The sequence below is a fragment of the Oscillochloris sp. ZM17-4 genome (genome assembly GCF_019599295.1).
Classification (GTDB): domain Bacteria; phylum Chloroflexota; class Chloroflexia; order Chloroflexales; family Chloroflexaceae; genus Oscillochloris.
Window position 1 is genome coordinate 1 of record NZ_JAIEWN010000025.1, and the last position, 18,519, is coordinate 18,519.

The following is an 18,519-nucleotide window of genomic DNA, read 5'->3' on the forward strand; positions in this document are numbered from 1 at the left end:
GGCGAGGTGGACATCGCCCGCGCCGCACAGACCACGATCGTGGTCGAGGTGCCGGGCATGGGCGACGACGTGCAGAGCATCAAGGCCGGGGTGCTAGAGATCGCCGACCTGTTTGTGGTGAACAAGGCCGACCGCGAGGGTGCCGACAAGACAGTGCGCCAGCTGCGCTCGATGCTACACCTGGGCGGCCCGCCGGCCGACGGCTGGGAGCCGCCGGTGATCCCCGCCGTGGCCTCCAGCGGCCAGGGCGTCGTCGAGATCATCGCCGAGGCGAGCCGGCATGCTGAACACCTGCGCGCCGGGGACGGGGCCGTCGCCCGCGCCCGCGCCGCCGCCGAGGGCGAGCTGCGCGCCGCCGTGCAGGAGCTAGCCGTCGAGCGGCTGCGCGGCCCGGCCTGGGACGCCCTCGTCGCCAGGATCGCCGCCCGCCAGGGCGACCCCTACTCGTCCGCCGAGGAGCTGCTCGCGGCGCTAGAGCGCCGCAGCTGATCGGAGCGCTGCAGGATCGCTGCGGCGCGGACAATCTCTTCGGCGACCTGCGCGGGGCTCAGGCGGTCGGTGTGGACGGTCCAGTCGGCCAGGGCGTACACGGGCTGGCGGCGCTCCTTCAGCGCGCGCAGATGCTCCAGCGGCGATTCTGCGTCGAGCAGCGGCCGCACCGCGTCGGGGGCCTCCTGATTGCGGTGGAGCTCAATGCGCGCGAGCAGAGTCTCAGGCCGCCCCTCCAGCGCGATCAGCCAGCCCACGCGCCCCATCAGCCGGCGGTTCTCCTCGCGCAGCGGCAGCCCCCCGCCGGTGGCCGCGACAAACGGCCCGCCGCCGGCGATACCGCGCAGCGCCTCCGTCTCACGGTCGCGGAAGCCGGCCTCGCCCTCGCGGGCAAAGATCGCCGGGATATCCACGCCGGCCCGCTCGACAATGATCCGGTCAAGGTCATAGGCCAGCCAGCCGAGCTGCGCGGCCACAAGCTGGGCCACCGTCGACTTCCCCGTCCCGCTGAACCCGATCAAGTAGATCTCACGCGCTGTCATCGCCTGCCTCTATCTTCGTCTCACAAGGATCGATCACACCTGGCGCGCGATCTTAGGCGATCCGCTGGGCGCGTGTCAAACGGTGAGGGCGTGGGAGAGCTTTGCTCTCCCACAAAAAACTGATTGTGCTGCGGCGCGGCGTAGCCGCGCCGCAGCACAATCAGTACATCGCGCCCTCACCCCTCAAGCTCCACGCCGAGCCCGTCGGCGATGCGGTTGACGAAGGCGAAGTAGGCGGTGACCGCGCAGATGTCGTGGATGGCCCGGTCGTCGAAGCCGACGGCGCGCAGCGCGGCGATATCTGCGGCGACGATCGCCGCCGGGGTGAGCGTCAGCTTCGCCGCGTAGTCGAGCATAGCCCGGTCCTCGGGCGCGAGCGCCGCCGCGGTGTGGTCGGCGCTCAGGGCGGCGATCAGCGCATCCTGCGCCTCGGCCGGCGTATCCTTAGCGGTGAGCAATCGACGGAGACCCGCTCCGTGATGGTGCAGTCAGTAGTGGCAGTGGTTCAGCGCCGAGATTGTCACCGCGATCATCTCGCGCTGGACGCGCGTCAGCGGGCTGCGCCGGTGCATCAGCTCGACATACAGGTCGTAGTGGTGGCGCATAGTTGCCGGGTGCGCCGAGTGGATCTGGATAATGTTATCAGGGTCCTTCACCCGCTCGGCCTCGGCGAGCTGCTCCGGCGGGACGTAGGCGATAAAGGCCATATCGCGCTCCTTCTGCTCGGTGACGCCGCCCCTGATGAGCCGCGTGCTGTCCTATTGTACGGTAGCACATAACCTGCGTGCGCTACAATAGCACCATCGCTAGCACCGATGAGGCTGAGCGTTGGGCCGCCCACAGCGCTCTTCCCATCGCTTGACACAGGGCTTCCGCGAACCGTTTGGCACGCCGGAACGGTATCAGATACACATCGCGCAGCGAGTGGGTATGGAGCGGAGGAAGTCATGCGGGCGAGCGTGAAGCTGCAACCTGGTCAGCGTGGAACCAAGCGGTATGTGGAGCAATATGGCGACCAACTGTTTTGTGTCCGGTATCGCTATGATCGGGCTCAGCGCAAACGGTACACGACGGTGGAAATTATCGTCGCCTCGGCCGACTGGATGCCCAAGACCGCGCCTGAGGTCTTAGTCGGCGTGCAGGTCGCCTGGGGCGAAGCCGCGCTTGCCGCGCGTATTCGCGCGGCAGGCGGTCAGTGGAATCGTGCGCGTCGCGTATGGGAATTGACGTACGGGCAGGTGTGCGCGCTGGAGCTCCTTGACCGGTTGGTGTGGCTCGATCAATAATCATGGCCATCCAGAATGCAATAGTGGATGCGATGCATCCAATACTACCAGCAGGGATGCAGTATTGGATGCCTGGGCATGTAGCCTAATTTCATGTTGGGCGGCTGAAGTACACTTGTGCCAGATGCATGTCCCACTCCACATGGCATATAGGAGCAGGTTGGGCGGACATAGCACGGCAGCATGTCTGCTACCACTCTACGGTTCCCACGTTTTCCCACCATCGTGAGTCGCAAGTAATACAACCACTTCACGATCCAGGTCGTCAGGATTACTGAGACTCACACCGTTCTGCTCGTCAAAAAATGTCACATGACTTACTTCACTTATCGTGGTGCTATTCACAAGCGCCCAGGTATTTCCACTATCCTTCGTTGCATAGAGGCCGCCAACTTCAGCACGCCCCATACCAATCCAACCAATAGAAGAATCGAGAAAGAAAAGTTGATGACCATACCCTTGGAACGGCAAGAAACCATTTTGAGTAGATTCTCCTCCTTCTGTCGTTGCCTGTTCGGTCCATGATTTGCCTCCATCGACTGTTCTCCACAGAACTTTGCCTTGACTGCCCGCACTTGGTTCGCCAACACAAAGGAGCCAACCCACATCCACTGTCGGAAAGCTTATTGATTGATGAGAAATAGGAGAGGAACAAGGAGTTTGCACTGTCTGCCAAGATAAACCCCGGTCACTGGTACTATACAAGCCCTCTTCTGATAAAATGTACCCGTGAAGCACATTAACATAATCACTGCTAATTACATAAATATTCGGGTTGTGAAATAAAATCTTGCCCCAAGACTTACCTGCCGTATGAGTAATGAAAACATTTCCGCAAGTATCTTGAAGCATTCCATCATCATCGTTGACGAAATCCAGAGAGATAGCAATTATCGGTAGTTTACTAATAACACTCCAAGTTCGTCCACCATCCTTTGTTTGCATTAGCTGATCTCTACTCACTATCCATCCCTTTTGTTGTGTAATAAAAGCGAGGGCAGTAAATCCATTCCATGGAATATCATAACAATATCGTTCATTATTTATATTGTTATCAACTGGTCTAGTTGAAGTTGGCGCGAAAGGGGTCTCACGTACCAGGGATGCGGGGATGGTCGTGGGAGTAATCGTATCATTATTAGATACTTCAGCCGGTTTGACACAACTTATCAATGCCAAAACACAACAAAACAGACAGATGACAGCATATCTCATGATGCTACCCTTTTTCATGTGATCAATAAAACATCCATATCCAAGTATAGCAGATATACTGAGCGGAAAATGAATCGTGTAACTTATGCTCAAAATAGCCTTTTACGAGCCAAATTAACACGTATGTTCACATTTTGAAACAAGGCCATCACGTAAACTCCGGAACACTACCGAAATCCTGGAGAGCCAAAATACCTGACACACTCATATCGCACTTCCCGTCTATACGCGGTATATATTCGTATCGTGTCAGCCCTGCCGCCCAACATCGGCTCGCAGCGGACGCCGCTGGCGCGGCCTGGAAGCTGGCGGTTTTTACCAATGTGGTCGCGTGCCGTCAGCTGTGCCATCTATCGAAGCCGCCAGCGGCGCCGCTGAAGCCCGGCGTTGGGCCTCCGCAGCGATTATGGCCCATGCCGGGCAAGACCGGACAGTCGGACAGCCGGACAGAGCCGGACAGCCCTAAAGGTGAGCATCCGTAAAGGACGGCGGAATGCCACCGGCCGACTGGCACCGCAGTTCCAGCTGAATCGGCCTGAGGGAAGTTATTCTTTTAAGAGCCTTTACTGTGTCTAGACAAGGTTTCAGATGAGCCATTTTTACGTTACAGTCTCATGCGCCCTCACCCCCGCCGCTGCGCGGCCCCCCCTCTCCCTTAAAGGGAGAGGGGGCAGGGGGGTGAGGGCCGTCCGGCGACAAACTGTCAAGTGCATTTGAACCATGTCCTAGAGATAAAAGATGACACTTCACGCTGACACGATATGACCGTATGCGGCTTACGGGTTGTACGGGGTCATAACCATTATGGGAATACTCCTCCCTTGTATGCGCTGCTTGTACAGCGGATAGCCAACATACGTGTCTACTGCATAGCGCCAAAACCGCGCATACTCCTCATCTGTAGCTTCATGTGCCAGGTACTCCCCCGCCGTTCCGTCGATCGAACACGTGGCCCGAGGGGTGGCCTTGAGGTTGAAATACCATGCCGGATAGCGCGGTTGCCCCCAGTTTGTCGCGATAATCGCGAAGGTGGCCGGATCGCGCTCGTCGCGGATGCATAGGAGCGGAATGATGCGAGGCAATCCGCTCTTGGCGCCCGTTGTGGTCACGATAACGACGGGGAGGCCGGCAACCAAGCTGCTCATCGTCATGCGACCGCCCGACCATCTCAAGAAGATGCCGTCCAACAGGTGAAGGGTGCGGGCATAGAACCAGGCCCCTGGAGGCGAGGCCGCGATTCTCTGTGTTAACGCGTGAACGGGAGCGTACTTCTTCTGTGGCATTGTTGGCCTCCTGAGACAACAGATTGATACCGTGCATCCTGTCACCCTGAGCGCAGCGAAGGGTCTTCCCATCCACGCGACTGGAAGATGCTTCGCTGCGCGCAGCATGACATGCCCACAGCCTTGCCAGATTTGATATTACGCGCTGAGGACGGCCTAACGTGCGCCTCACCTACGCCGCTAGCTAGAGTCGCACGCGTGTGCAAGCATCCTCGTGTGCGAAATCACACTCGCGCCACGGTATCCCGTCGTCACGCGATATTCTTGGTGAAGGAGAGTGTAGCACATCTATGCGTCGTGCGGCGGTATGGGCTGAATAGCCCAGCACATAGCGGATGGTCTGTCCGTTGACGAGCAAGGCGATGGGATGCTCTGCCGCTGGGCGAAGGCACGTATGCGCGCTATAGCGGGCTGGGCACCACGTGCAGAGCGTTGCGCAGCGGTGGTCATTTCTCTACAGCATCTCCCCTTGCGAATCAGGCGCTGGGCGCGCTACACTCTGTATGTGAATGTGATGCCACATACGTACACTATCGGCTCAGACCACACTATGTCATTTCGCGCCCGCCTCACCCTCGCCTACACCGGGTTCTTCACCGTCGCCGTCTTCCTGCTCGGCTGCGGGATCTACTTCTCGGTGCGCCAGTCGCTCTACGGCGGGGTCGAGCGCGACCTCTGGGCGGCCACGCAGCAGGTGCGGGCGATCTTTAACGCCGGCGGCCTGGAGCCGATCCGCACGCCCAGCGGCGAGATCTCGCTCTTCCTCAAGGGCGAGTTCATCCAGATCTTCAACAACCCCAACCTGGGCGCCCAGGTCTTCGGCCCCACCGGCGATCTGCTCGACAGCACGCCGAACCTCGGCGGGCGCGGCCTGGCCCTGCCGGAGGGCTCCCTCGACCTCGGCGCCGACAACTTCAACAGCGGGCTCACCTCGCTGCGCGAGATCAGCGGTGTGCGCATCCAGTCGCTCGTCACGCCGCTGGTGCTCAAGAACGGCCAGGTCGTCGGCATCCTCCAGATCTCGCGCCCGCTCAAGGATGTGGACCTGACCCTCGGCCAGCTCACGGTCATCCTGCTCGGCGGCGGCGCGATCGCCCTGATGATCACGGCGGCCGGGGCGGCCCTGCTCTCGCGGCGGGCCCTGCTGCCGATCGACCTGGTGACCCAGACGGCCCAGGGGATCGTGCGCGCCGAGGACCTGGGCCAGCGCGTGCCGGTGCCGCCTCAGCAGGACGAGCTGCACCGCCTGACGGTCACGATCAACGAGCTGCTCGGCCGCCTTGAGGGCCTCTTCCACACCCAGCAGCGCTTTGTGGCCGACGTGAGCCACGAGCTGCGCACGCCCCTGGCGGCCATGCAGGGCAACCTGGAGATCCTCTCGCGCGGGGCGGTGACGAACCCCGAGATCCTCGACGAGACGATCGGCGATATGCGCCGCGAGACGGCCCGGCTCATCCGCATGGTCAACGACCTGCTGGTGCTCGCCCAGAGCGACACCCGCCGGCAGATCCGCAGCGAGCCGGTGGAGCTCGACACCCTGCTGCTTGAGGTCTACCGCGAGCTGCGCACCCTGGCCGGCGCCGTCACCCTGCGCATCGGCGCGGAGGACCAGGTGCTGGTTACCGGCGACCGCGACCGGCTTAAGCAGGCACTGCTGAACCTGGGGGTGAACGCCATCCAGCACACCGCGGCCGGCGGCTATGTGACGATGGGGCTGGAGCGACGCGATGGCTTCGCCTGCCTCACGGTGGCCGACACGGGCGAGGGCATCTCCGATGATGACCTGCCCCATGTCTTCGACCGCTTCTTCCGGGCCGACCGCTCACGCTCGCGTCACAGCGGCGGGGCAGGTCTGGGCCTCTCAATTGTTCGCTGGGTCGCCGAGGCCCATAAGGGCACGGCGACCGTCGCTAGTATCCCCGGCCGGGGCAGCACCTTCGCGATCTGGCTGCCGCTTCCGGATGAGCCCAAGGAGGTGTCGCCGGACGAGGCGCCGGCGGAGCTGCTCGAACCTGTCTAACAGGTCGCGATTGTTGTTACAGAGGTACTTCATGAAACATGATCATGGGATGAGCCAAGATCTCCTGACGACGCAGACACCCCCGGACAAGTGGCGGCGCATCGGCATCGGCTCGGTGCTGGCGCTGCGCTACGGCTTCGGCTCCTTCTTTCTCTATGGCGCGTACCACAAGACCGTCTGCGGCTGGATGACCAGCCCGGTGATGCGCGAGCACTTTGCGAAGCGCCTCAGCGAGCTCGACCCCGAGAGCTTCTCGGCGGCCTACCTGCGCCACTTCGCCATCCCCTGGTACCGCCCGGTCTCGATCGTGCTCACCATCGGGCAGATGTTTGTCGCGGCGAGCATGCTGCTTGGCGTGGCGGTGCGGCCAAACGCCGCGCTCTCGCTCTTTCTGCTGATGAATATCAGCGCGGGGGCCTTCTTCAACCCGAGCATGCCGCCCTTCCTCGTCGCCGCAGTGCTGTTTATGGCCACGCCCTCCGGGCAGTGGTTCGGCCTCGACAAGCACCTGCACGCGAAGTACCCCGAGTCGCCGCTCTTCCGCTAGTCGGGGCGTCGCAGCACTCCGCTGGCCGGGGCGCAGCAGCAGAATGCGGCATGTCGCGTAGCGACATGCCGCATTCTGCTGCTGCGCCCTTACGCTGGCGGCTAGCACACTACGCGCCCAGCGCCGCGGCGCGGTCCGCCATCTGGCGCAGCTCCTGGATCTGGGCGTTGTTGGGCTGCTCGGCGGCCAGCTGGCCCAGCAGTGCGCTCACGTCGGCCAGGTCCCAGCTCTGGGCATAGGGCGAGCCGCGCAGGTGCTCGGCCAGGGCCGCCGCCGCCGCCGCCAGGCGCATGCTCGCCGGGGCCGCCGCGAACTCGCCGCCGAAGGCGTCGCTGGCGAAGGGCTGGCTCAGCTCGCGCACCTCGCCGCTCTGCGGGTCGGCCCAGCGCAGGCTCACCTTCAGCGCCTCGCCGCTGCCCTGCTCGGTCAGCACCACCTCGTAGAGCGCCGTCACGCTGTGGCCCGCGCCCACCTCGCCGGCGTCCACCTTATCGTTGCGGAAGTCGGCGTCGGCCACGGCGCGGTTCTCGTAGCCCAGCAGGCGGTACTGGCTCACCACCTCGGGGTTGAACTCCACCTGGATCTTGGCGTCCTTGGCGATCACCTGGAGCGTGCCGGTCAGGTTCTCTACAAAGATCCGCCGGGCCTCGTCGATCGTGTCCACATAAGCGTAGCTGCCGTTGCCGTCGTCGGCCAGCTGCTCCATCATCTGGTCGTTGTAGTCGCCCAGCCCGAAGCCGACGGTGGTCAGGTAGATGCCCTGGGCCGCGCGGTCGCGGATGACGTTCAGGATGGCCTCGGGGCCGGTCGCGCCGACGTTGGCCACGCCGTCCGAGCAGAGGATAACCCGGTTGCTGGCGTCGCGCTGGAATGCCCGCCCGGCGACCTCGTAGGCCATGCGCAGCCCCTCCTCGGCGTTGGTCGAGCCCTCGTTCTGAAGCGAGCCGATCGCCTTCAGAATGGCCTCCCGCTCGGTGGCGGGGGTCGGGTCGAGCACGCTGAAGGCGCGGCTGCCGTAGGCCACGATCGCCACCGTGTCGCCCTCGCGCAGCTGCTCGACGAGCAGGGTGAGCGACTGCTTGACCAGGGGCAGACGCGCCGGCTCGGCCATCGAGCCAGAGATATCGATCACGAAGGTGAGGGCGGCCGGCATGCGCTGGCTGTCGTCGATGCTCATGCCCTGGATGCCGACGCGCACCAGGCGACTGTTCGCGGCCAGGAAGGGCGCCGGGGCGGCGTCGATGCTCACCCCGAAGACATCCTCCGGCTGGGCGTAGCCATAGTCCAGCGCGTTGACAAACTCCTCGACGCGCACCATGTCGGCGGGGGGCAGGCTGCCGTTCTCAAGCAGGTAGCGCCGGCTCGCGCTGAACGCGGCGGTGTCCACGTCCATGGCGAAGGTGGAGAGGTTGTCGTCGCTGGCGCGGGTGTAGGGGTTGACCTCAACCGGCGCGGGCTCCTGGGGCTGGGGCGCGGGCTCCTGGGCGGAGGGCGCGAGCTCGCCGGCGGCCACCTCGCGGGCGGCCGAGTCGGCGCTGGCCGGAGCCACGGCCCCAGCGACCTGGGGCGCGGCCTGGGTGGCGGCGGGCATAGGCGGCGCGGAGGAGCCGCCCACATTTGAGGTGGTGCCAGCCGTAGGCGCGGGCGACATCGTGCTGGTCGGGGCGCCGCCGCAGGCGCTCAGCAGCACGGCCAGCAGGGCGATCAGGGCGAGGGGGAGCCGGCGAATCATGCGCAGCATGTCCTGTTCTCCTCAGTGATTGCAGATTGCAGATTGTCGATTGCAGATTATGCGCTGCAATCATTGTCTCAATCTGCAATCTGCAATCGGGCAATCTGCAATTCGGTGTGGCTGGGGTTTCGCCGCGTCCGCCCAGCCGAACGGCGCGGCTATAGGGGAGACGCCAGCGGGGGCGCGGAAGTTCCCTCAGATTTCTTTGGCGCATCCCCCGAAATTAATACATAACATATACGCGCTTTGCATAGACGCACACAGCAGGGCGATTATGATACCTGTGGCGGCGCTTATGCGCTGGGCCTTGGGGTTCGGGCCAGCTACCCACGATCCCCGATACAACGTACAACTCGCTTTACAACACCGAGGAAAACCCCATGCGCAACGTAGCTCAGTACCGGATCGTGATCCTTCTGGCCGCAGTCTTTGGCCTGGCCGCCTGCGGCATAGCCAGCCCGCAGGCGAACATCCTGGTGCCTGCACCAGCCGCCAGCGTGACCCTTGGCGGCTCAGGCGGCGGCACAACAATTCTTACGTATGTCATCGCGCCCTTTCAGAGCAGCGCCCCCGCACTAAAGCTCGACTTTCTCCAGGGGAGTGGCAGCAGCGCGGCAAAGAAGGCGGTGCTTGAGGGTGGGCTCGACGTCGCCATCCTCCTGAGCACCGATATCGCCGGAGAGCGGAAGGACGGGCTCGACCTGCTAGCCATCGCCGAGGATCCGGTGGCCTTCATCGTCCACGGCGACCTCGGAGTCAAGAGCCTGACCACAGCGCAGCTGCGGGGCATCTACCTGGGCCAGATCACCAACTGGAGCGAGGTCGGCGGCCCCGACGCCGAGATCATCGTGCTCGCCCGCGATGAGGATGAGGGCGCAACAAAGGTTCTGCGCAAGGCACTCTTCGGCGATGAGCCCTGGGCGGCGGCGACGATCGTGTTTACCAAGGCTGGCGAGCTGATTGATGCGGTCAAGAGCACGCCGAACAGCATTGGCTTTGGCTCCTACTCCGGGTTCACGATCAGCGGCCTTAGCGTAGACACCATCACCGTCGACGGTGTGCATCCCCGAGACTACGCCGCGGGGGGCTATGCCTTCCCCGCACGAACGCTGGCCCTCATGTATGCGCCAGCCAGCCAGAAGACCCTCCAGCCGCTGCTGGACTATCTGAAGGGCGATGCGGCGCGAAGCGCCATGCTCCAGGCCGAAGTTGTGCCCTTGCCCTGAGCGACAGTATGGCGAAGGCAGCGCTTTACATGACCCTCTCATAATAGCCCTCACCATTGCCCCCTGTTCCTGTGGCCACCGGCCATAGGAACAGGGGCGAGGTGCTGATGAGGGCAGCGTGATAGCAAGCAGTGACACTATCTGCCCCTGTGCCCTAAAAGGCTGCTTTACTTATGAACCATACGACCGACCAGCAGCGCCGCACCCTCGCTCAGCAGATCAACGACACCTCCATCCAGGTCAAGCTCCTCGTGCCCATGCTCGGGATGCTAGTCTTACTTCTGAGCACGACGATTGGAACCAACCTATATGCGCTCGGCCAGTTCGAGGCCCAGGTCAGCGCCTCGCGCCTGAGCCAGGAGCAGGAGCTGGTCCACCAGCGCATCGACGCCGAGCTAACCAGCCTGACTGAGCGCGCGCTGGCGATCGCCCTCGATGACGGCCTCCTACGCGCCGCCGCAACCCACGACCGCAGCAACCTCCTGCGACTCGGCGTACAGCTCCGCGCGCGCTATCAGCTAGACTACCTGATCATCATTGGCAGCGATAGCCAGCCCTTGTTTGGCGAGCAGCAGCTCCAGGATCCCCTCACCGGCGATCTCGATCTGGCCCTCGCAACTATCGAGCGCGCACGGGTGGTGAAAGCTGATCAGGGCGCACTGATGACTGCAGCAGTGCCGCTCAAGGACGCCAACGGTGTACAGGGCGCGCTCCTGATCGGCCAGGCGGTAGACAATGCCTTTCTGCGGCAGCTGAACTCTAATCGCACCGACCCGGTGCTCCAGATCTACACGTCCGACGGCCGGCCCCTCGCCACCAGCGCCGGCACAGGAGACGACCTCGCGGGCGCCTCGCCGGCCGACCAGGGGCTGCTCCAGCGCGCGCTCGGCGGCGAGCGGATTGAGGTAGACATGTCCGGGGCAGATGGCGGGGCGCAGCGGCTACTCTATGTGCCGCTCGATCAGGGCCATCAGGTGCAGCTGGTGTATAGCATCGCCCTGTCGTCGGCGGAGATCCAGGCATACCGGGCGCGCACGCTCCAGCAGAGCGTCGCGATCCTGGCGATCATAGGGCTGGCCACCGCAGGCATGCTTGTCTTCCTCATCCGCAGAGGGATCGTCAGTCCGCTCCAGCGGCTCGACCAGGTCACAGAGAAGCTCGGCGCGGGCAACCTGGATGTCGATCTTGGGCCGGGCGGGCGCGACGAGATCGGGCGGCTAACCAGCAGCTTCAGCACGATGGCGCTCCAGCTACGCGATTCCTTCGCGAGCCTGGAGGTGCGCAACCAGATGCTTGAGCACGAGGTTGAGGAGCGCAAACGGGTTGAGGAGGCCCGCGCGCAGATGCAGAGCGCCGTCGCACAGGCCGAGGCGACGATCTTGGAGATGTCGACGCCGATCATCCCGATCGATAACCATGTGCTTGTGATGCCGCTGGTCGGAACCATAGACTCGCAGCGGGCACGTCAGACGATGGCGACGCTCATGCGGGGGATCGAGGTTGATCGGGCGAGGACGGCGATCATCGATATCACCGGCGTGCCCGTCATCGACACCCAGGTCGCAAAAGCGCTCCTGGATATCGCCCAGGCGGTGCGTCTGCTCGGCGCCAGAGCGATCCTCACCGGCATCCGGCCCGAGGTGGCCCAGAGCATCGTCGGGCTTGGCATCGATCTGGACGGCATCACGACCTATGCCACCCTTCAGGATGCGATCAGCGCGACGCGAAGCCAAGCGGTGGCGCGCTGATCGGCGCCTCACCGCGCCTGGCGCTGGCGCGATGAATCAGATGCCCGGGCGGTCCACCCGGCTTAGGCGCAGCCGGCGGGCCAGCGCGGATATCGCCAGGGCGCCGCCGGCCACGGGCCACCACACCCAGGCCAGGTCGCCGGGGCCTCCGGGGCCGCGCAGCTCCTCGCCGGGCGTGATCGCGATCAGCCGGTAGAATCGGCTGGCGCGGGCCAGCCGGGCGTCGCTGAAGGTGTAGGGGTTGATGCCCGCGAGCATGGTGGCGAATCCGCTGCCCTTGAGCACCTCGCGCAGCAGGGCCAGGCGCTGCGGGTGGCTGTCGGGCAGCTCCTCGGCCCGCGCCGCGCGGCGGCCGTCGGGCAGCCAGATCTCCACCTGCGGGTGCGCCAGGAGGTTGCGGTACCAGTCGCTGACCGGGCCGAAGCCCGCCGTCACATAGATCGTCCCATCGATCCAGGCGTAGTTGAGCGGGGTGCGGCGGGGCAGGCCGCTCTTGCGCCCGGTGTGGGTGAGCACCAGGTAGCGGCCGGTGATCGTGGGCGTGAGGCTGAGCGAGGGGCCGAGGCCCAGCCTCCAGAGCAGCACCATCAGGCGGTTGAGCAGGCGGAAGCCCTGGCGCAGGGCGCGCTCGATCCGGTCACGGGGTGTAGACATAGGGAGTGGCTCTCCTCTAGCGGGGATCAGTGCGCTCACATCCTCAGTGGCTCAGCGCGCTACTCGGGGGCCGGCACACCGATCTCGTGGCCAAGCTGGCGCAGGAAGTCGCGCATGAAGGCGGTGCGCCGCCCCGCCTCGGCCCGCCCGGCGTCGGTGGCCATCGTCTCGGCTAGGCCGAGCAGCTTGGTGTAGAAGTGGTCGATCGAGGAGACCGCGTCGTCGGCCGGGCGCGTGACCGGGAAGGGCTCATCGGCCTGGTAGAGCGGGCGGCCTAGCTGGGCGCCGAGCATCAGGCAGCGGGCCACCCCCACCGCGCCGAGGGCGTCGAGCCGGTCGGCGTCCTGTACCACGCGGGCCTCCAGGGTGAGCGGGGCGATCCCGGCGGAGAAGCTGTGGGCGGCGATGGCGTGGGCGATGGCGGGGATGAGCATTGGCGGGTAGCCCGCCATCGCCAGGTAGGCCGAGGCGGTGGTGGCGGCCATCGTCGAGGCCAGCGGGCGCTGCGGCGAGTCCTTGGGCACCGCCACGCAGTCGTGGAGCCAGGCGGCGGGGATCACCACCTCCTGGCTGGCCCCGCAGGCGGCGGCCAGGGCGCGGGCGTTGGACACCACCCGCCGGATGTGATCGCGGTCGTGGGCGGCGTCGGCGAGGGGGCTGCTGTCGAGGTAGGCCGCGAAGCGCGGCTCCCATGTGGCGAGGTCGATCATAGCAACTCTCTTCTATATGATCGCAGATTACAGCTGCAATCTACAATCTACACAATCTGCAATCACTCGCGGCCGACCCGCAGAGCGACGTAGAGCCCCGCTCCGAGCAGGCGCAGCCCGCCGGCGAGGAGGAGCGCCGCCCGCAGGCTGGCTAGGTCAGCAAGGCCCGTGCCGACCAGGGGCATGATGAAGAGCGCCACGTTCTGCAGCATCTGGAAGAGGCCGACATAGGTCGCCTGATGCTCCTGGGGCGCGCTGCTGAGTACCAGGTCGAAGTTGACCAGGTCGTTGCCGGCGACGAAGAAGCCCGACATGCCGGCGAGGGCGGCCAGGACGAGCACCGAGCCTGTGGCGGCGGCGCTCAGCGGGTAGAGCGCCATGCCGAAGCTCGTCAGCAGCAGCACCGTGCCGTTGCCGAGCTTGCGGGTGACGAGCGACCAGATGAAGTAGGCCACCAGGAGCACGCCGCTGCCCGCCGTAGAGATGATGCCGATCCATGCGTCGCTTGCGCCCACCTCGCGCACCCAGTAGAGCGGGAAGAGCGGCAGCGCCATCGCCACCCCGCTGCGGAAGACGAAGGCGCTGAGCGCGTAGTTGCGGAAGGCCGGCGGAGCGTCGCGCATGGCGTCGGCCAGGGCGCGCAGCCCGAGGCCGCGCCGGCGCGTCTTGGCCGGCGCGGCCTCTGCGGCCACGGGCGGGTTATCGGGCAGCTTGATCGAGCGCGAGAAGAGGAAGCTGAGCAGGCCGCCGACGAACGAGCCAATAAAGACCAGCTGGTAGTTCAGCGGGAAGGCGATCCGGTCGAGCGCGAGGCCCACCAGCGTCACCGTGATCGCAGTGACCGCGCCCAGGCTCGACCAGCGCAGGCTCATCACATAGAAGCGCCGGCGCGGCCCGGCCACCCCGCCCATCACCAGGGTGAAGGCCACGTTCACAAAGGTGGCCGGCACCGTCACCAGCGCCCAGATCGCGATCACCGTCCAGGGCACGGCGCCGAGCGGGATGAGGAAGGGCAGCAGCCCGAAGAGCGCGTAGGACCAGAGCACCCAGACGCGCATGCTCGAGTACCAGGGCACGATGTTGCGCTGGCGCTCCAGAAAGCGGCCGATCGGCACGGCCAGCAGGGCGCCGGTGAGCGCGGGCAGCGAGGTGATCAGGCCGACGAGCAGGTTGGAGGCGCCCAGGCGGGCCAGGAAGACCGGGAGGAAGGTGCCGACGCCGGTGACGATGCCGACGCCCATGCCGTCGATCAGCACGTTCCGGATGTTGCGCTCGGTCAGGTCACGCGGGCGAACCAGCGAGCGCACCGTGTCACGAGGCAGCTGGAGGCGCATATAAACCCCTTGTGGCCAGGGTGGCCGTTCGTGGGCGGTATTGTACCGTCTTTTGGGCAGGTATCTGGCGGCTTTGCCTCCAGATACCTGCAAGGCCGAGACATCTGTGCCCGGAAGGCACACGCCGCGCTGGCACTGCTGCGGCGCGGCGACGCCGCGCCAATTGACGCCCGCCCCGGCACGGGCTATCATCCCTATTGTGGAATGCGTATTCATCTCGTGGAAGCAACAATGGTGCAATCCCTCGACCGCGCGCTGGACGTGCTAGAAACCCTGGCCGAGGCCGACGAGGACCTCAGCGTCTCGCAGCTGACCGAGCGGCTGGGCCTGCCCCTCGGCACCGTCCACCGGCTGCTCGGCAGCCTGGCAGCGCGCGGGTACGCCGCGCAGGACCGGGCGACCCGGCGCTATGGGCCGGGGCCGCGCCTGCTTGAGGTGGCCGCCCGCGCCGCCGGCAGCCGCCGCTTCAGCCTGGCCCGGGTCGCGATCCCCTCGCTGCAGCGGCTCACCGACGCCACCGGCGAGACGAGCAACCTGCTGCTGCTCCAGGGCCGCGAGGCGGCCTACAGCGAGCAGGTCTCCAGCCCGCACATGGTGCGCCTGTTCACCGAGGTCGGTCAGCGGGTGCCCCTCTACTGCACGGGCGGCGGCAAGGCGATCCTCTCAGGGATGGGCGAGCGCGATCTGGAGGCCTACCTCGCCGAGGCGGCGCCGCGCGCATGGACCCCGAAGACGATCAGCTCGCTCGACGGGCTGCGGGCCGACGTGCAGCTGTCGGCGCGGCGGGGGTTCGCGATCGACGACGAGGAGCGCGACCTGGGGGTCTGCTGCGTGGCGGCGCCGATCTTCGACCGGCAGGGGCGCTGCGTGGCCGCCCTGAGCATCTCGGGGCCGAGCACGCGCCTGAGCGCCGCGCGGGCCGCCGGCCTCGGGCCGATGGTTCGCGCCGAGGCGGACGCGTGCAGCGCGGCCATGGGGTTCGCCGGGACGCGCCCCGGCGAACCCCATGGCCGCGCACAACAGGCGAGCGACACCGCGTAAGCGAGCGCTGGCGGGTGTGACTTTTCGGCGCGGTGCGCGTATACTGACACCATCGCCATCTGTGAAGCAAGGGAGCTCGTCATGGGACATACGCCGCCCGTCTATATCGGCACGGATTTTGGGGCTACGACATCGAAGGTCGCGGGCGTCTGGGCCGATGGCACGCCTATCTCAACGGATCTGCTCCAGCGGCCGAGCGAATCGCAGCTCGGGCCACACGCCGTCGTGCGCGGCTGGGTCGAGGCGATCAGCGCCTACCTGGAGGGGAATGGCCTGGGGTGGGGCGCGGTGCAGGGGGTCGGGGTGGCCATCCCCGGGCCGCGGCGCAGCTACGGCGTGCTGGAGCGCGGCCCCAACCTGCCCGAGAGCTTCGTCGGCTTCGATGTCTACACGGCCTACAGCCAGGCCCTGGCCGAGCAGGCGGGGCGGGCGATCCCGCTGGCGGTGGGAAACGACGGCAACATGGGCGGGGTGGCCGAGGCCCACCGGGTGCGCGGCGATAGCGGCGGCAGCGTCCTGCTGCTCGCGCCGGGCTCCGGCCTCGGCTGCGCCTACATCGACCAGGCCGGGCTGCCGCTCGACGGCGACACCCTGGCCGGGATGGAGGCCAGCCACATGCCGGCGCCCCTGCACCTGCTGGGCGCGCGGGCCTACCCCTGCGGCTGCGGCCGCGACTGGGGCTGCGTCGAGATGTACACCAGTCTCGCCGGCCTCTCCTACCTGCTGGCCGACCGGCTCGCCGACCAGCCCGACCACCCCCTGGCCAGCTCGCCCCTCGGCCCCAAGGAGCGGGCGCTCTCGCTGCGCGACCTGGCCAAGCAGGGCGACCAGCTCGCCATCGATCTGTTCGACTTCCAGGCCCGCGCCCTGGGCCTGCACGTGGCCTCGCTGGCCATGGCCCTCGACCCGAAGTTCGTGATCATCGGCGGCGGCCTGATGGACCCGCAGGCCACCACGGACGCCTTCCGCGAGCGCTACCTCGGCCAGATCTGGGCGGCGGCCGCCCCGCACCTCTGGCCGGCCCAGCGCGAGACGATACAGATCGTGCCGGCAACGCTGGGCGATCTCTCGCAGGCGATCGGCGCCGCGCTCATGGCGCTCTACCGGCCCGCGTAGAAACAGTGTGATGCAAAAAGCTGCCAGCGAAGCTGGCAGCTTTTTGCATCACACGCTCCCTACGGCGCGACCGTGATCCCCCCCAGATCACGCGCCGTCGCGCCATCCTCAAGCGGCAGCAGATCCCCCGCCGCGTCGCGCACCGCCACTGCCAGCCGGTACGCGCCGGGGGGGAGGTCGCCCGCGCGGATGATGAAGGGCGTGTCGTTGACGTAGGTTGTGCGCCATGCGTCGGAGGGCATGCCCTTACAGGTGCTCGCCGCACGGGCGACGATCTCGCCCGTGCGGCTGCGGATCTGGAGCTCGGGCTGGTAGCCGGCCGGCTGGGGCAGCGACGCGCGCCAGTAGAAGGTGACAAATGCCAGGTCGCCGGGGCCGAGCTGGTCGCGGTCAAGGTCGTAGCCGCGCAGGTCGAACCCGGCCCGCCAGACGGCGTCGCCGGCGGGGCGCTGGGGCACCACCCCGCTCAGCAGCCGGCGCAGCGGGAAGTTCGGCACCGGCATCGCGTCGTAGGCGGCCGCATAATCCTCGGCGGCGAAGGTCTGTGGCGGCCCGCCCAGCGCCGCGCGGCTGTAGATCGTCAGGGTGCGCTCGCCGGAGACCGTCACCGCCCCGTACTCCTGGTAGCCGGACGGGATGTAGTAGGGCCGGGAGTGCTCGGAGACAATATAGTAGTCCGGGTTCGCCTCGCACATAAACTGGCCGCGCATGTACCAGCCGCTGGTGAACAGCTCCTGGTTGCTGTCGAACGAGCCGCGCAGCGCGCCGCCCCAGAAGAGGGCGGCCGCCGCCTTCCAGCCGTCCTGCTGGGCGAAGCCGAAGTAGCCGTCGTCGGCCAGGGTGTCGCCGGTGAGCGGGCGGTAGATCGCGGCCCGCGTGTCGGGGTAGCGCCGCTGGTACTCCGGGCGCTGGCGCAGGAAGAGCAGGTGGGCGTAGGGCAGGGCGACGACGAGCAGGGCGACGCCGGCGGCGGCCAGGCCAGCGCGCAGCCAGGGCGCGCGGCGCAGCCACGCGTGGAGCCGTGCGGCGGCGAGCCCGGCCAGCAGCGCGGCCGGCAGGTGCATCGTGTAGAAGTGCGTGCGCGGGTCGGCGAAGAAGAAGGCCATCACCACAAAGGGCACGCCAAACCAGATCAGCAGGGCGCGCATCCCGGCGGGCAGGCGCGGGGCCGCCGCCAGGGCGACGATCGGCGGGGCGATGGCCAGCACGGCCAGGCTGCGACCGCCCGCGATAGCGAAGATCTGGGGGGCCAGGGTGGCGGCCAGCCCGCCCAGGCCGAGCAGCGCGGCCATGGCCAGGCCGAGGGCGCGCGGGCGAAGGTACATGATCAGCCAGGCGACCAGGCCGCCGAGCAGGGCCAGCCCCGCAGAGACGAAGGCGGCGGGGAGGCTGTAGAATCCGGCCAGCTCGGCGTAGCCGATCAGGCTGTTGAACAGCGCCGGCCCGGCGCCGCCCTGGCCGCTGCGGGTCTCCAGGTGCTCCACGGTGCGGGCGAAGTGCTCGTGGAGCACGAAGGGCAGGTAGAAGCTGAGGGTGAGCGCCAGGCCGATGGCGGCCGGGCCGGCCAGCCCGAGGA

16 protein-coding genes and 1 pseudogene are annotated in these 18,519 nt (G+C 66.3%); 8 read left to right on the top strand and 9 right to left on the bottom strand.

The genetic code is table 11. The annotated features are described in order from the left end of the window. Positions 1-489, top strand: a pseudogene (locus tag K2Z83_RS17385) (methylmalonyl Co-A mutase-associated GTPase MeaB); the annotation flags it as partial. On the opposite strand, the gene K2Z83_RS17390 reads toward K2Z83_RS17385, so the two are convergent. After that, a complete protein-coding gene (locus K2Z83_RS17390; RefSeq protein WP_220596460.1) occupies positions 441-1,031 on the bottom strand; it encodes a shikimate kinase in 591 nt (196 codons plus the stop codon). The pseudogene K2Z83_RS17385 and the gene K2Z83_RS17390 overlap by 49 nt on opposite strands. Positions 1,032-1,207: 176 nt before the next feature. After that, positions 1,208-1,738 (bottom strand): peroxidase-related enzyme, encoded by a 531-nt coding sequence (locus K2Z83_RS29620; protein WP_305082510.1) that lies wholly within the window; start codon positions 1,736-1,738, stop codon positions 1,208-1,210. Positions 1,739-1,978: 240 nt separating this feature from the next. Between K2Z83_RS29620 and K2Z83_RS17405 the strand changes: the two genes are divergently transcribed. Beyond that, positions 1,979-2,317: a hypothetical protein gene (locus K2Z83_RS17405; RefSeq protein WP_220596463.1), complete on the top strand. Its 339-nt coding sequence runs from the start codon at positions 1,979-1,981 to the stop codon at positions 2,315-2,317. Between the two features lie 198 nt (positions 2,318-2,515). On the opposite strand, the gene K2Z83_RS17410 is transcribed toward K2Z83_RS17405, so the two are convergent. Then, positions 2,516-3,550 (bottom strand): hypothetical protein, encoded by a 1,035-nt coding sequence (locus K2Z83_RS17410; RefSeq protein WP_220596464.1) that lies wholly within the window; start codon positions 3,548-3,550, stop codon positions 2,516-2,518. 758 nt (positions 3,551-4,308) lie between these two features. Then, positions 4,309-4,815 carry a nitroreductase/quinone reductase family protein gene (locus K2Z83_RS17415; protein WP_220596465.1) on the bottom strand — a complete coding sequence of 169 codons (507 nt, stop codon included), beginning with the start codon at positions 4,813-4,815 and terminating at the stop codon, positions 4,309-4,311. Positions 4,816-5,365: 550 nt separating this feature from the next. On the opposite strand from K2Z83_RS17415, the gene K2Z83_RS17420 reads away from it, so the two are divergent. After that, positions 5,366-6,835: an ATP-binding protein gene (locus K2Z83_RS17420; RefSeq protein ID WP_255604154.1), complete on the top strand. Its 1,470-nt coding sequence runs from the start codon at positions 5,366-5,368 to the stop codon at positions 6,833-6,835. A gap of 49 nt (positions 6,836-6,884) precedes the next feature. After that, positions 6,885-7,382: a DoxX family protein gene (locus K2Z83_RS17425; RefSeq protein ID WP_220596467.1), complete on the top strand. Its 498-nt coding sequence runs from the start codon at positions 6,885-6,887 to the stop codon at positions 7,380-7,382. 109 nt (positions 7,383-7,491) lie between these two features. On the opposite strand, the gene K2Z83_RS17430 is transcribed toward K2Z83_RS17425, so the two are convergent. Beyond that, positions 7,492-9,123, bottom strand: coding sequence for a von Willebrand factor type A domain-containing protein (locus tag K2Z83_RS17430; protein WP_220596468.1), 1,632 nt, complete (start codon positions 9,121-9,123; stop codon positions 7,492-7,494). A 371-nt stretch (positions 9,124-9,494) separates the two neighbouring features. Here K2Z83_RS17430 and K2Z83_RS17435 point away from each other — a divergent pair, with 371 nt between their 5' ends. Together K2Z83_RS17435 and K2Z83_RS17440 are read left to right on the top strand one after the other, a co-directional pair. Further along, positions 9,495-10,340, top strand: coding sequence for a substrate-binding domain-containing protein (locus K2Z83_RS17435; RefSeq protein WP_220596469.1), 846 nt, complete (start codon positions 9,495-9,497; stop codon positions 10,338-10,340). A 173-nt stretch (positions 10,341-10,513) separates the two neighbouring features. Then, the gene (locus K2Z83_RS17440; protein WP_220596470.1) at positions 10,514-12,088 is read left to right on the top strand and encodes an STAS domain-containing protein; all 1,575 of its coding nucleotides are present in this window, start codon (positions 10,514-10,516) and stop codon (positions 12,086-12,088) included. A 36-nt stretch (positions 12,089-12,124) separates the two neighbouring features. Here the strand turns inward: K2Z83_RS17440 and K2Z83_RS17445 are convergent, their stop codons facing one another. The 3 genes from K2Z83_RS17445 to K2Z83_RS17455 all read right to left on the bottom strand — a co-directional run bounded on the left by K2Z83_RS17445 (position 12,125) and on the right by K2Z83_RS17455 (position 14,786). Further along, positions 12,125-12,742 carry a nitroreductase family deazaflavin-dependent oxidoreductase gene (locus K2Z83_RS17445; RefSeq protein ID WP_220596471.1) on the bottom strand — a complete coding sequence of 206 codons (618 nt, stop codon included), beginning with the start codon at positions 12,740-12,742 and terminating at the stop codon, positions 12,125-12,127. Between the two features lie 59 nt (positions 12,743-12,801). Next, the gene (locus tag K2Z83_RS17450) at positions 12,802-13,452 is read right to left on the bottom strand and encodes an HD domain-containing protein (RefSeq protein ID WP_220596472.1); all 651 of its coding nucleotides are present in this window, start codon (positions 13,450-13,452) and stop codon (positions 12,802-12,804) included. A gap of 62 nt (positions 13,453-13,514) precedes the next feature. Further along, positions 13,515-14,786, bottom strand: coding sequence for an MFS transporter (locus K2Z83_RS17455; RefSeq protein ID WP_220596473.1), 1,272 nt, complete (start codon positions 14,784-14,786; stop codon positions 13,515-13,517). Between the two features lie 231 nt (positions 14,787-15,017). On the opposite strand from K2Z83_RS17455, the gene K2Z83_RS17460 reads away from it, so the two are divergent. Both K2Z83_RS17460 and K2Z83_RS17465 read left to right on the top strand, forming a co-directional pair. Beyond that, positions 15,018-15,827, top strand: coding sequence for an IclR family transcriptional regulator (locus K2Z83_RS17460; protein WP_220596474.1), 810 nt, complete (start codon positions 15,018-15,020; stop codon positions 15,825-15,827). Positions 15,828-15,908: 81 nt separating this feature from the next. Beyond that, a complete protein-coding gene (locus K2Z83_RS17465) occupies positions 15,909-16,943 on the top strand; it encodes an ROK family protein (protein WP_220596475.1) in 1,035 nt (344 codons plus the stop codon). Between the two features lie 59 nt (positions 16,944-17,002). Here the strand turns inward: K2Z83_RS17465 and K2Z83_RS17470 are convergent. Continuing rightward, a partial coding sequence (locus K2Z83_RS17470) for a hypothetical protein (RefSeq protein WP_220596476.1) occupies positions 17,003-18,519 on the bottom strand: 1,517 nt, incomplete at its 5' end.

What these genes read in the sequence shown, in the direction of transcription:
- K2Z83_RS17390 (WP_220596460.1), bottom strand. Translation starts at nt 1,031, where the DNA reads ATGACAGCGCGTGAGATCTACTTGATCGGGTTCAGCGGGACGGGGAAG.
- K2Z83_RS17405 (WP_220596463.1), top strand. Translation starts at nt 1,979, where the DNA reads ATGCGGGCGAGCGTGAAGCTGCAACCTGGTCAGCGTGGAACCAAGCGG.
- K2Z83_RS17410 (WP_220596464.1), bottom strand. Translation starts at nt 3,550, where the DNA reads ATGAAAAAGGGTAGCATCATGAGATATGCTGTCATCTGTCTGTTTTGT.
- K2Z83_RS17415 (WP_220596465.1), bottom strand. Translation starts at nt 4,815, where the DNA reads ATGCCACAGAAGAAGTACGCTCCCGTTCACGCGTTAACACAGAGAATC.
- K2Z83_RS17420 (WP_255604154.1), top strand. Translation starts at nt 5,366, where the DNA reads ATGTCATTTCGCGCCCGCCTCACCCTCGCCTACACCGGGTTCTTCACC.
- K2Z83_RS17425 (WP_220596467.1), top strand. Translation starts at nt 6,885, where the DNA reads ATGAGCCAAGATCTCCTGACGACGCAGACACCCCCGGACAAGTGGCGG.
- K2Z83_RS17430 (WP_220596468.1), bottom strand. Translation starts at nt 9,123, where the DNA reads ATGCTGCGCATGATTCGCCGGCTCCCCCTCGCCCTGATCGCCCTGCTG.
- K2Z83_RS17435 (WP_220596469.1), top strand. Translation starts at nt 9,495, where the DNA reads ATGCGCAACGTAGCTCAGTACCGGATCGTGATCCTTCTGGCCGCAGTC.
- K2Z83_RS17440 (WP_220596470.1), top strand. Translation starts at nt 10,514, where the DNA reads ATGAACCATACGACCGACCAGCAGCGCCGCACCCTCGCTCAGCAGATC.
- K2Z83_RS17445 (WP_220596471.1), bottom strand. Translation starts at nt 12,742, where the DNA reads ATGTCTACACCCCGTGACCGGATCGAGCGCGCCCTGCGCCAGGGCTTC.
- K2Z83_RS17450 (WP_220596472.1), bottom strand. Translation starts at nt 13,452, where the DNA reads ATGATCGACCTCGCCACATGGGAGCCGCGCTTCGCGGCCTACCTCGAC.
- K2Z83_RS17455 (WP_220596473.1), bottom strand. Translation starts at nt 14,786, where the DNA reads ATGCGCCTCCAGCTGCCTCGTGACACGGTGCGCTCGCTGGTTCGCCCG.
- K2Z83_RS17460 (WP_220596474.1), top strand. Translation starts at nt 15,018, where the DNA reads ATGGTGCAATCCCTCGACCGCGCGCTGGACGTGCTAGAAACCCTGGCC.
- K2Z83_RS17465 (WP_220596475.1), top strand. Translation starts at nt 15,909, where the DNA reads ATGGGACATACGCCGCCCGTCTATATCGGCACGGATTTTGGGGCTACG.